Genomic DNA, 13178 nt, shown 5'->3' on the forward strand with positions numbered 1-13178 from the left:
TTATAACCCTTAAACCTAACCTTTGACTGCGCCGGACGTTAAACCACTGATCATCTGTTTCGATGCGAACAGGTAAGTAATCACGAGCGGTAAAATAGAAATTGTGGTGCCTAGCATTACCGCGCCCCATGGCGTATTCGGAATGCCTTGAACGCTTCGTAGCGCCTGTGTAATCACGTAATTATCTGGGTTGTTAAGCACCACGAGAGGCTGCATAAACATGTTCCAGAAGAAAACGAACTGAACGATAGCCAGTGTTGCTAAGGCAGGCTTCATCAGTGGCAATACCACACTCCAGTACGTTCTGAACTCACCAGCACCATCCAATTTCGCCGCTTCAAGTAGCTCTTTTGGAATCGATGCAATCACGTGCTGACGCATCAAGAAGATACCAAATGGTGTGGTGGTGAACGGTAGCCATACCGCCATGTGGTTATCCAGCAAGCCTAAGAATTTCACGATCATGAAGTAAGGGATCAAGCTAAGCACCGGCGGGATCGCCATTGAGCCAACCAGCATGCCGAACAACACGTTCTTACCGCGGAACTTAAACACAGCAAACGCGTAGCCACCCATGCTACAAAACAGCAGCGAGATGGTGGTGCCTAAGAAAGCCACGTAAATCGAGTTAAACATCGCTTTCCAAAACGGCATGATTTCAAGCAATTTGGCGTAGTTAATCGCCAGGCTATCGCCAATCGCAAAGCTAATGCCCGTACCGAAAATTTCAGAACGGTCACGAGTTGATAGCAGTGCCGACCATACAAATGGAAAGACTGTAATCAGCGCTGAAACAACCAGTAAGATGCCTAACATGACCATCAAGATCTTAGTCAGAATGAACATGCTGCGTTCGCTTGGTATCAGTCCACTTAGTGGTGAGGTATTTGTCTTAATTGATGTCGACATCTTAATGTTCCCCTAAGCCTTTCTTACCGAAGAGTAAAAATTGAACCAATGTACAAGTCGCGATGAGTGCAAACAGTAACCACGAGATAGCAGATGCTGTGCCCATTTCTAGCCATTCCCAACCCACTTTGTAGAGGTACATCGAGATAGTTAAACCAGATTGGCCAGTACCACCTGTACCACGTGTTAGTACGAACGGTTCTTCAAACATTTGCAGGTTACCGATGATGGTCATCGTGATAGCAAAGAAGATGAATGGACGAATCATTGGTAGTGAAATATTCCAGAAGCGGCGGAAGGCATTGGCACCATCCATACGTGCAGCTTCTAAGATGTCTTTAGGAATCGTCATTAAACCCGTGGTGTAAAGGACGATGTTAAAACCGGTGTATTTCCAGAAAACCATGATTGCGATAGACGGCTTCACCATAGTGGCATCGTCTAACCAACGGATTGGTTGGAAATCGTTAACCCAAGCGAATGCCCAACCAAACAGCGTGCTATCGGCCAGAGCCATCAGCGTTTGGTTAATAATTCCTGAGTTAGGAGAGTACATATTGAAGAAAATCAGTGACGCTGCGACCGTTGATGTGATGAACGGTAGAAAGTACGCTGATGTTAGCCAGTGACGCATACGGTCACCCATTGAAACCAACATGTAAGCCACTGGAATAGCGACTAAGTGCTGAGCCACGCCTGAAGTAATCGCTAGCCAAAGCGTGTTCTTCAATGAACGCCATAGCCATGGGTCCGTTAAAGCAATGTGATAGTTCTCAAAACCAACGAACTCCATCGCATCCATGCCTCTTACCGGGTTCCACTCGTGGAACGACAGGTAAACAGAGAACAACAGCGGGAAGATCCCAAATACAGAAAAAATGATCAGAAACGGCAGAAGAAATCCATACGGTGTAAGCGCTTTCAAATTTAGACGAGAAAAAAGGCTTTTGTCCGCAGGTTCTATCGTTGTGCTCGCTGTATGATTCATAGTAACGACCTCTTAAAAAGGAAGCGCGTTATCCACGCTTCCTCACTTACTTAAAGTAAAAACAAATTAAAGATTACGCGTGCGACGCTTGATTAGACGCTCTGCCTCTTTAAGCGCAGTCTTGATGTCTTTGCCTTCATCAAGTACTTCCATCAATGCGTTCTCTAAGATAATAGAACGTGCAACGTGGTCGCCTTGTGCTGGAGATACTGGTTTGATGTTCTGTGCCACTTCAGCAAACAGTAGACGAGCTTTTTGCCCACCTAGGAATTCCATCTCTTCTTGGAAAAGCTCATCGTCATACGTGGTGATGTTCGCTGGGAAAGCAGCAATCGTTTCGAAGTGTTTAAGCTGTACTTCACGATCCGTCGTCATGTATTCAATCAACGCCCAAGCTTCATCTGGGCTTTCTGATTGAGTTGGGATAGATAGGAATGAACCGCCCCAGCTGCCGTAGATACCATCAGGTAGGTTTTCTACTGCCCACTTACCTTTAGTTTCAGGAGCAATCCAGTTGTTTAGGTGACCAAGAAGCCAAGCGCCAGAAAGTTGAGTTGCAAATGTGCCGTTGCGGAAGCCTTCGTACCATTCGTTAGACCAAGCCAGAATGCGGCCGTCTAAGCCTTTGTCGCGAATCTCTTTTGCTACTTCAAAAGCGTGAACAAAACGCTCAGATGTCACGACTGGGTTGCCATCTTTATCAAAGTACAGACCTTCACCTTCAGGAACCGTCGTGAAGATAATCGCTTGTGCCACGTCGGCTGCCGAAGCGATAAGTTGTACGTTTTGCTCTTTCAGTTTTTCACCAGCAGCGATGTATGAGTCCCAATCTTTGATTGCGTCTTCTACATTAATGCCTGCTTTTTCGAACACGTCAGTGCGGTAGTACATAACGCCAGGACCTAGGTCGACAGGGATGCCGTACATGTCGCCATCAGCGCCTTTGCCCTGTGCCCATGCGTAAGGTGCGAATCGTTCTTCGTACTTATCTGCACCGTAGTTTTCAGACAAGTTAACTAGGCCACCAGAACCCACGAATGGACCAATTTTCTCAACGTCCACAACAATCACATCACCCGCACCAGAACCCGTAGCAAGGTTCGTTGTCAGTTTCGTGTGGTGGTCACCGTGGTTGTTCATAAGGTAATCAACTTTGATCCCCGTTTCCTTTTCGAAATCAGGCAGCAATACCTTTAGGCTGCTATCAAAATCAGGGAAACCGTCAAAACGAATTTCTTTGTCAGCGGCATTCACAGCTGTTGTACCTAATCCTAAAGCAACCGCGCATGAAAGCGCTAAGGTCTTAAATTTCATGTTCTATCCTTAATGTTTTTATAGGGTAACTGGTAAATCCAATACCGAGTTTCTAGTGACCAACGTCGGCAGCAATTTAAAGTTCACGTCATGTTTTATTTTTTTTAGCTTTTGTAGAGTGAGCTGCACTGCTTCAATGCTCATCTCTTCAATGGGGAAGTTAATGGTGGTCAAACTAGGGGTCAGATAGCGCGCGAAGATGGTGTTATCGAAGCCCACCAGTGATACATCTTTAGGAACAGACAGTCCCTCTTGATGCAACACCTCGAAGGCGCCAAATGCCATGTGATCGTTTGAAGCAAATACGGCCGTGAACCGACACTTACGATTAATCAGCTTCTTCATAGCACTGATGCCCGTCTCTTCAGTAAAGCCCGCTTCCGAGACTAATGCTTCATCGTATGGCACACCCGCTTCTTCCAAAGCCTTTCGATAACCTTGCAAACGCCCCCTAGCATCTGCTTTATCTAAAGGCCCGGTAATACACGCGATATCCGTATGTCCCTTTTGCAAAAGATATTGAGTAGCGAGTAGCCCCCCGACTTCGTTATCAATATCTATGCAACTCATCGCCATTTCTGGGATGAAGCGGTTAATCAAAACCACAGGGGTCCCCTGTTCTTCCAATTCAATTAAATAATCATCACTGAGCAGTTGAGTATGAAGAATCAAAGCATCAACTCGACGCCCCAATAAAAACTCCACAGACTCACGTTGCCCTTGCTCAGTGTTAGAACCCGCCGTGACAACAGCGTGGTAACCAAAGCGGCGTAGGTTTTCTTCTATGCAATGCAAAATGCCTGAATAGAACGAACCGCCAAGTTCTGGAACAACAACACCAACACTACCTGTACGACTTGAAGCCAAGGCTTGAGCGATGGAGTTCGGACGATACCCCAACTCTTTGATCGCTTTTTCAACCTTTAGCTTCTTGTCATGACTGACTCTACTGGTGCCATTAATGACTCTAGACACTGTCGCCTGAGACACACCTGCATGTTCTGATACGTGTTTAATTGTCGCCACTCGAACCTCGATACTTCATTAGCTTGTAACCGCTTACAAAACGATTATTAAAGAAAGGCGTCTTGGTTGAAGTGAGTGTCATCACACTAAAGTTGGAGGTAAAAAGGCCAGTTGTGGAAATCATGAAAGCGCTTACAGATTCGCTTCACGCCATGAAACTGTTTCATGGGAGCATGACCCTATAGTTAGTCAGTTTTGTTAAAAGTTATAGTTCAGTGAAGGGGTTTCAACATAACTATCGGCGTATCCAATACAATTGACGTCTAGTATTCCTCCTATCTAGCCTATTGATATGCAAGGGCTACGATGCGACTTAGCCATTACAATTAACAAGGGTAAATCAACGTGTGTGAGATAAATTTAAATAATATGAAACGGGGTATTGAAGACGGTATGGAGAATAAGTGAAGAGGTAATACCAAATGATAGAACAGGTCTTCAAGACGAAAAAAGGGCACATAAAATGTGCCCAAGAATGGAGTTAATTGAAACGTGCCCTAATCAACCTGCCTTTAGGGCTAAAATAGACAGTATTACGTGCTCTTAATAAGCATAGATATTTGAAAGCATGGCTATTTCAACATGAACGCTTTGAAAATATGCCTAATTCAAAGCGTTGCTCTTTCTATCAGTTGATTACCACCATGCTTCAAACATTGCTCCGAATGACAGGGTATCTACGTTACCATTGTCTTTTGTTTTTGGAGCGCCTTTAGTCTCTACATCACCCACGGTTGTGTAGAAGCGAAGCATTGGACGGCTCCAAGGTAAGCCACCTAGAGAAACGTTTTGAGAAAGTGTTACTTTCCACGCGTTCTCTTCACCGTCGTCATCGTAGTCAACCATGCCGTAGCCCGCTTCTAACCAAGTAGAATGAACATCATTCCATTGATATTGTGGACGAACGATACCCGCGTATTCGGTGTTGTCGCGAGTTAAGTCTGCACCAGAGTTGTCTTTGTACGACACTAGGTAATCAATGATGAATTTATCCGATGCTGCGTAGTTACCTTCAATACTTGCGTAGAAAGTTTTATAGTCGCCTTTCAACTCAAATACCGATGAATCTGCACCGTCACCATATTTCACTATTAATCGATTGGAATCGCCTAAGCCTAACGTCGCACCCACTAAGTAAGCCGTTTCATCACTGACTTTAGTACCAGGTGTTACCACTTTTTTTGTTAAACCTGTATCTTGATCGATTACGTACTCAGTAGAGCTTGCTGTATCCGCTTCATCAGAAGCAAAACCGTAGTTCGCGTAGAAATCTAGGTTACCAATACCAGCGTCAATACTGTGTAGCTTCGCTGTCACCGCGTATCGACCATTGTCATTTACGAGGCCGCCTTTCACTTGACCGACAAAGCCCATGTCTAGCTTAGCGCCACCGAAATCTAGGTTGTTAAAGCCTGCGCCTTGACCATCGTGTGTCATCCAGAAGTAATCATTCAAACCTTGTTGCGGACGTTGATGGAAGTCGCGACCAGCCCACATGTAAAGTTCTGGTTGGCTTTCAAATACGTTAGTTACACCAGCGTACATTTTTTTCATACTTAAGCCGCCGTCGTCAGCCCAAGCGTCTGCCTCCCAGTGGTCTGCCATGAATACAACGTCCCAAATCGCACCATTGTCAGCTTCGAAAAGTTTAGCTAGCTGAACCTCACCACCATTGGCTTCGTTACCTAAACGACCGACAGAACGACCTGTTGTACCTATGTCTACGTAACGTTCATCACCGCTCTTGTAGTGAGCGCCGTAACGAGCATAACCAGAGAAGACAATGCCTTCTGGCACCTTAGTTTCTGCAGTTAAAACCGCGGGTTGTTGATCGTTAACATAATCAATATCAACAACCTTAGATTCTAACTCTTGGATTCGTTTTTCTAGTGCTTCGATATTAGTATCAGCAGCAAAAGAAGAGAGTGAAGCAAGCGAAGCCGCCACTGCGACCGTTATTGGCAAAAGCTTAAATTTTTGCATTGTATTTCCCTATTATTTTTTTGAGTTTTCATCGGACAGGGAAATATTAAGCAATGAAAGCGTTGAAAAGTTAGTTGCTGTTCACACTGATAAATCAGCCCAAATGCCATGAAACTTTTAGAGTTATCACCAGATATGGTTATCTATTTACAATCAGATAGATAGACGTAGAAATTCGTAATAATACAGCTTGAAATCGCTTTCATTTCATCAGTAATGGTGGCGGCTATCACGGAAAAGGGTGTGGTGAAATTAGGGAAATATGGTGCAGTTATGATTGGTTTTCACAAATATGAAAAACCTCAAAATCTAAGGTAGATTTTGAGGTCTTTTAGTCTGAGTCAAATACCTAATTATCTAAAATCAAGTATTGGCTAAAGTGAATCTAGAGACTCTATTCCCATATTGAACAGAGTAAATGCGTAGATATCAGCAGTGAGTTCAATCGCTTTGCTCAGCGGCATACCGGCACCGTGGCCAGCATTAACATCGATACGAATCATCACGGGCGCACCGCCTTCATGCTTATCTTGCAGCTCTGAGATGAACTTATAAGAGTGAGCGGGCACTACGCGGTCATCGTGATCAGCGGTGGTAACCAATGTTGCAGGGTAATCGACGCCACGTACCACATTGTGAACTGGCGAATAGCCAAGCAGATACTCGAACATCTCTTTACTTTGTGCTGACGTGCCAAAATCGTACGCCCAGCCTTCACCAGACGTGAAGGTGTGATAACGCAACATGTCCAACACACCAACCGCAGGTAAAGCCACTTGGAACAGCTCAGGCCTTTGTGTCATACAAGCGCCTACAAGCAAGCCTCCGTTAGAACCGCCGCGAATCGCTAGCTTGTCGCTGCTGGTGTAGTTTTCTGCGATTAAGAACTCCGCTGCGGCAATGAAGTCGTCAAACACATTCTGCTTTTGCTGCTGAGTGCCAGCTTTGTGCCACGCCTTGCCGTATTCGCCACCACCACGTAAGTTCGGCACTGCATACACACCTCCCAATTCCAACCAACTGCCCACTGTACCCGAGAAAGAAGGCGTTAGGCTGACATTGAAACCACCATAGGCGTACAACATGGTTGGATTATTGCCGTCTAACACTAATCCCTTCTTGTAAGAGATAAGCATCGGAACCTTGGTGCCATCCTTCGAGGTATAGAAGACTTGTTTAGACTCAAATTGATCCGACTCAAACGGAGACTCAGAGCGTTGGTAGATTTCAGAGCTTCCAGATTCAACATCAAAAGAGAAAATCGTTGGCGGCGTTACATAGTTGGTAAAGGTGTAATGAAGCTGGGTTTGCTCGTTTTTTCCACCTAAGCCACTGGCCGTTCCGAGACCAGGTAAGTGGATTTCACGAACCAGATTGCCTTGGTAATCCAGCTGCTCAATCTTAGACACCACATCGACCATGTAATGAGCAAACAAGTAACCACCGCCAGTGCTGATATCTAACGGCTGTGGCTTTTCGGGAATGATATCGAGCCACTGTTGACTGCGAGTATCAAAGCTCACCACCTTGCCGTTAGGCGCATCAAGATTGGTGTATAGAATAAAGACTTCATCTTGGTTATCGATGAGGTACGTGTCGCTATCAACATGATCAATCAGCGTGTTCAGTGATTGTTCCTCTGAACCTAAATCGATATAGAACAGTCTGTTACCCGATGTCGACTCTCGCCCTAGAATGATCAAGTAACGGTCGTCTTCGGTGGTGTAACCCGACACATAACGGTGTTGCTCGGCGTTGTTCGCACCAAAAATCACTTTGTCGCTGGCTTGCTCTGTGCCCAGTTCATGGAAGTAAAGTTTGTGTTGTTCGGTACGCGCAGAAAGCAGGCTGCCGTCTGGCTTATCGTAACTAGAGTAATAAAAGCCACGATTACCCAACCAAGAAATGCCGGTAAATTTAGCGTCGGTGATTTCGGCTTCAAGCTGCTTTTTAGTCTCAGTATCAATCACAAAGATCTTACGCCAGTCACTACCACCCTCTGAAATGCTGTATGCCACTAGGCTGTAATCTTTAGAAAACGACACCGAACCCAGAGATGTTGTGCCATCTTCCGAGAAAGTGTTCGGATCTAGGAATACTTCAATCGACTGACCTTCTTTCTGACGATAAAGAATGCTGTGATTCTGCAAGCCATCGTTCTTATAGAAGTAGGTGTAATCACCTCGCACAAACGGCTGCGAGCTCTTTTTGTAGTCTTGCGCTTTCGCTAATCGCTCTCGCAGTTCTGCGCGATACGGGATTTGAGCGAGGTAATCAAACGTCACTTCATTCTGGCTTGCCACCCACTGCGCGGTTTCGTCACTTCTGTCGTCTTCTAACCAGCGATATGGGTCTTCGACTATCTGATCAAAATAGTCATCGCTGACGATCTGTTTGTTGGTGACTGGATATTGATACTCTTTTAAATAGCTCATCGTGATCCTTGTTAAAAATAGTGTGAAATCGTCAGGTAACGCGTTCTGATGTGTTCAATCAATAACTTAATCTTGTTTGGCGGCTGGCGAGTAAAGGGGTACACCGCATAAATACCGAGCTTTTTACCGACTAAGTCAGGGAAGATGTCCACCAGCTGGCCATTACGAATATCGTGATAAACCAGACAACGTGGTACGTACGCGACCCCATGACCGCCCAACGCCGCCTTTCTTAATGCCGTCGCATTATCGGTAGAAAAAGAACCCGAAACGCGCACTATGTATTTATCGTTATCAGTAAAGCCATCTTTACTATGCAGAAATTGCCACTCACTGGCACCTGTTGTTTGATAGGCGTATTGCAGGCAGTTGTGCTCCACCAAATCTTTGGGCTGCATCGGCTTACCGTTCTTGGCGATATAAGACGGAGAAGCACACACCACCCATTGTGAATCCAAGATATGACGGGCAATTAAGCTGGAGTCTTCCAAATAACCCGTTCGAATAACCAAGTCGAGACCATCATCAACCAGATCCACAAAGCGATTGTTAAGAGACATATCGACCGTTAAACCTGGGTGCATATTACAAAACTCGGCAACAGCGTCTGCGAGAATCAAATCTCCGGAGATAGTAGGCACTGACATTTTGATATGACCACTAACATTTTCACCAAAGCCTGAAACTGCGTCCATAGCCTCTTGAGCCGCCTGCTTCACATTTTTGGCTCCGTGTAACATTGCCTTACCCGCCTCGGTAAGCGTCAATTTACGCGTGGTTCGATATAATAGCTGCACGCCAATCTCTTCTTCCAAACGCGCAATTCTCTTACTAACTACCGAATTTGTAAGGTTATTTTGCTCTGCAACCTTACTAAAACTGCCCAGCTCTACTACCTGTGAAAACAGGATCAAATCGTCTGCTCGCATCTGATTATGCCAATTTTGGAATTAATTATTTTCATTATTTCCCTATATCAATAAAAAATAAAGGGGTAAATTCACGCCAAATTAACAAAACAATTACAAAAACAGCTTTTGCAATCACATCGGTTACAAATAAAGCGACTCTAATTACAACAATTGAATCCTCGAGATTCAGATTACACCTACAAAACTAATAACGTGTTATTCACTTCAAACATGAACGTTTGAAAACAAGTACGAGGAAGTACCCATGAGTGAAACTCTACTAGCATTATTGGCCTTTTCGCCAATAGTTGTTGCAGCGATTCTGCTGGTTGGCCTGAACTGGCCTGCAAAAAAAGCGATGCCAGTGGCATTTGCATTAACCGTTGCTATCGCCCTATTCGCATGGGATATGTCTAGCACTCGCGTGCTGGCTTCAGTATTCCAAGGCTTCGGCATTACCGTATCGGTTCTCTGGATTGTGTTTGGCGCCATCTTCTTATTAAACACTTTGAAACACACCGGAGCTATCACCACCATCCGCAACGGATTTACTGACATATCAGCAGACCGTCGTGTACAAGCGATCATCATTGCTTGGTGTTTTGGTTCATTCATTGAAGGTGCGTCTGGCTTCGGCACACCCGCTGCAATCGCCGCTCCGTTATTGGTTGCAATTGGCTTCCCAGCGTTAGCTGCGGTACTGATGGGCATGATGATTCAATCTACGCCGGTATCGTTCGGCGCGGTGGGTACACCTATCATTGTTGGCGTAAACAAAGGTTTGGATACGCACAACATCAGTGAAAGCCTGATTGCCAATGGTTCAACATGGGATGCTTACCTACAACAGATCACATCAAGTGTTGCAATCATCCACGCCTGCGTTGGTGTGATGATTCCTGTATTGATGGCAATGATGCTGACTCGCTTCTTCGGTAAGAATAAAAGCTGGACTGAAGGTCTTGATATCCTGCCATTCGCACTGTTCGCAGGTGCCGCTTTCACCATTCCTTACGCACTAACAGGTGTTTTCTTAGGTGCTGAGTTCCCATCACTGATTGGTGGTTTGGTTGGCCTTGCGATTGTTGTAACAGCAGCGAAACGTGGCTTCCTAGTACCAAAATCAAAATGGGATTTTGAGAGCGAAGATAAGTGGCCAGCAGAATGGTTAGGTTCTTTGAAAATCGATCTAGACGACAATAGTAACCAAAGCCATAAGAAAATGAGCATGGCGATGGCATGGGCACCTTACGTGCTGCTCGCTGTCACTCTAGTTGCTAGCCGTGTGAGCCCTGAGTTCAAAGGCCTGCTTAAGAGCGTTAGCTTATCGTTCAGCAACATCCTTGGTGAGACAGGCGTAAGCACTGCGATTCAACCTTTGTATCTACCTGGCGGCATCTTGGTCTTCGTCGCGCTAGTTGCGGTTCTAATGCAATCTCGCAGCGCTGCTCCACTGGCTAAAGCTTTTGGTGAATCGAGTAAGACACTGATTGGTGCTGGCTTTGTGTTGGTGTTCACCATCCCGATGGTACGTATCTTCATTAACTCAGGTGTGAACGGTTCTGATTTAGCGAGTATGCCAGTAACAACTGCTAACTTTGCAGCTGACCTAGTCGGCGGCGCATTCCCAGCGTTAAGTGCAACGATTGGTGCGTTAGGTGCCTTCATTGCAGGCTCTAACACAGTTTCAAACATGATGTTCAGCCAATTCCAATTCGAAGTAGCACAAACTCTGTCCATTTCTAGTGCGGTGGTTGTCGCTCTACAAGCGGTGGGCGCTGCAGCAGGTAACATGATTGCGATTCACAACGTGGTCGCCGCATCGGCAACCGTAGGCTTACTAGGACGTGAAGGTGCAACGTTACGTAAAACGATTATCCCAACGTTCTACTACTTGGTGATGACAGGAATCATCGGCCTAGTGGTTGTCTACGGTTTCAAAATGACAGACGCACTTATGTAAATCCATAAGTCGTTACAAAAGCACTTGGCGTTAATACTCAATTCCCCGACTGCAACACCGTCTAATAAGACAGTTGATGAGTTTCGGAATGGATACTAAAACACATCAACACCCCCGAGTATTAACGCCATTTTATTAAGAAAACAAGCAGCCCAAGCCAAGCTCTCATAGAAGGGCAACATCCCAAGAATTTAGGACTGAAATTATGATCATATCCGCATCGACTGATTACCGCGCCGCAGCAAAAGCAAAATTACCACCGTTTCTTTTCCACTACATTGACGGCGGTTCTTACGGAGAACATACCCTACGCCGCAACACGGCCGATCTTGCAGAGATCGCACTCAAGCAGCGTGTACTTAATGACATGTCGGACCTAAATTTGGAAACCGAATTGTTTGGCGAAAAGCTAGCGATGCCGATTGCATTAGCTCCTGTTGGTTTAACAGGTATGTACGCACGACGTGGTGAAGTACAAGCAGCAAAAGCCGCCGACAACAAAGGCATCCCTTTTACGATGTCGACCGTATCGGTATGCCCGATCGAAGAAGTCGCGCCTAAGATTGAGCGCCCAATGTGGTTCCAACTTTACGTGCTAAAAGACCGTGGCTTCATGAAGAACGTATTGGAACGTGCCAAAGCGGCAGGCGTAACAACGCTGGTATTTACGGTAGACATGCCAGTACCTGGCGCTCGCTACCGTGACATGCACTCAGGAATGAGCGGTCCAAATGCAGCAATACGCCGCGTATTTCAATCTATGCGTCATCCTAGTTGGGCAGTTGATGTAGGTTTACTAGGTAAACCGCACGACCTTGGCAATATCTCTACTTACCGAGGTTCTCCAACCAAACTGGAAGACTACATCGGTTGGTTGGGTGACAACTTCGACCCGTCGATTTCATGGAAAGACCTAGAGTGGATCCGTGATTTCTGGGATGGCCCAATGGTCATCAAAGGCATTCTTGATGAAGAAGATGCAAAAGACGCCGTGAGATTTGGCGCAGACGGTATCGTAGTTTCAAACCACGGTGGTCGTCAGCTAGATGGCGTTCTATCAAGTGCTAAAGCGTTACCTGCAATTGCAGACGCAGTAAAAGGCGACACCAAGATTCTGGTCGACTCTGGCATTCGTACTGGCTTAGATGTGGTTCGTATGATGGCGATGGGCGCAGACTGTACCCTACTTGGCCGTTCATTCGTCTACGCGTTAGCGGCACAAGGACAAGCAGGCGTTGAGAACCTACTTGATCTGTACGACAAAGAGATGCGCGTAGCCATGACACTGACGGGCGCAAAGACAATCAAAGACTTAACTCGTGAATCTTTGGTAGGGCTAGATTAAGCCGCCACGATTCTGATTTAGATTCAGATTCAAACTAATGCTTTGGTCTACTTAGACTGAAGTTCAATCGGTGTCACAGCAATTCCACTGCCGTTGTGACACCGTTTAAGCACTGGAAAATAAAATAAAAACGAGGGCGTGTTGATCTTTCGAGCTGATTTTTGCAGCGAGTTGCTGGGTATTTATACAAGACAGAGGCGTCGATGTGTAGCTAGCCTACATGAGAAGCCGATAACGTAGTAGAAATGGCCAGCAAACGCTGCCCGAAGGGTTCGACTAAAAGCGTTTTACTCTTTGTTGAGGG

At 45.7% G+C, this 13178-nt stretch carries 9 protein-coding genes; 2 read left to right on the forward strand and 7 right to left on the reverse strand.

Features of this window, described 5'->3' with window-relative positions:
* Positions 1–15: 15 nt before the first annotated feature.
* The 7 genes from K08M4_RS21250 to K08M4_RS21285 form a co-directional block, all read right to left on the reverse strand.
* Entirely contained in the window at positions 16–909 is an 894-nt protein-coding gene (locus K08M4_RS21250) for a carbohydrate ABC transporter permease (protein WP_009846153.1), read from the reverse strand.
* Position 910: 1 nt separating this feature from the next.
* Complete coding sequence (locus K08M4_RS21255; protein ID WP_009846152.1) at positions 911–1897, reverse strand: carbohydrate ABC transporter permease; 987 nt, start codon at positions 1895–1897, stop codon at positions 911–913.
* 66 nt (positions 1898–1963) lie between these two features.
* Positions 1964–3211, reverse strand: a complete 1248-nt coding sequence (locus K08M4_RS21260; protein ID WP_086051384.1) for an ABC transporter substrate-binding protein — start codon at positions 3209–3211, stop codon at positions 1964–1966.
* An 18-nt stretch (positions 3212–3229) separates the two neighbouring features.
* Positions 3230–4237: a LacI family DNA-binding transcriptional regulator gene (locus K08M4_RS21265; RefSeq protein WP_010432632.1), complete on the reverse strand. Its 1008-nt coding sequence runs from the start codon at positions 4235–4237 to the stop codon at positions 3230–3232.
* A 636-nt stretch (positions 4238–4873) separates the two neighbouring features.
* Positions 4874–6220 carry a carbohydrate porin gene (locus tag K08M4_RS21270; protein WP_086051385.1) on the reverse strand — a complete coding sequence of 449 codons (1347 nt, stop codon included), beginning with the start codon at positions 6218–6220 and terminating at the stop codon, positions 4874–4876.
* Between the two features lie 374 nt (positions 6221–6594).
* A complete protein-coding gene (locus tag K08M4_RS21280; RefSeq protein ID WP_086051386.1) occupies positions 6595–8655 on the reverse strand; it encodes a prolyl oligopeptidase family serine peptidase in 2061 nt (686 codons plus the stop codon).
* Between the two features lie 11 nt (positions 8656–8666).
* Positions 8667–9584 carry a LysR family transcriptional regulator gene (locus K08M4_RS21285; RefSeq protein WP_017081288.1) on the reverse strand — a complete coding sequence of 306 codons (918 nt, stop codon included), beginning with the start codon at positions 9582–9584 and terminating at the stop codon, positions 8667–8669.
* A gap of 247 nt (positions 9585–9831) precedes the next feature.
* On the opposite strand from K08M4_RS21285, the gene K08M4_RS21290 reads away from it, so the two are divergent.
* On the forward strand, positions 9832–11529 hold the full coding sequence (locus K08M4_RS21290) for an L-lactate permease (protein WP_086051387.1): 1698 nt from the start codon (positions 9832–9834) through the stop codon (positions 11527–11529).
* A gap of 205 nt (positions 11530–11734) precedes the next feature.
* Entirely contained in the window at positions 11735–12874 is a 1140-nt protein-coding gene (gene lldD / locus K08M4_RS21295; protein WP_010432610.1) for an FMN-dependent L-lactate dehydrogenase LldD, read from the forward strand.
* Positions 12875–13178 lie beyond the last annotated feature (304 nt).

Origin of the sequence: Vibrio syngnathi, assembly GCF_002119525.1 — a bacterium.
In the GTDB taxonomy this organism is placed as follows: Bacteria; Pseudomonadota; Gammaproteobacteria; order Enterobacterales; family Vibrionaceae; genus Vibrio; species Vibrio syngnathi.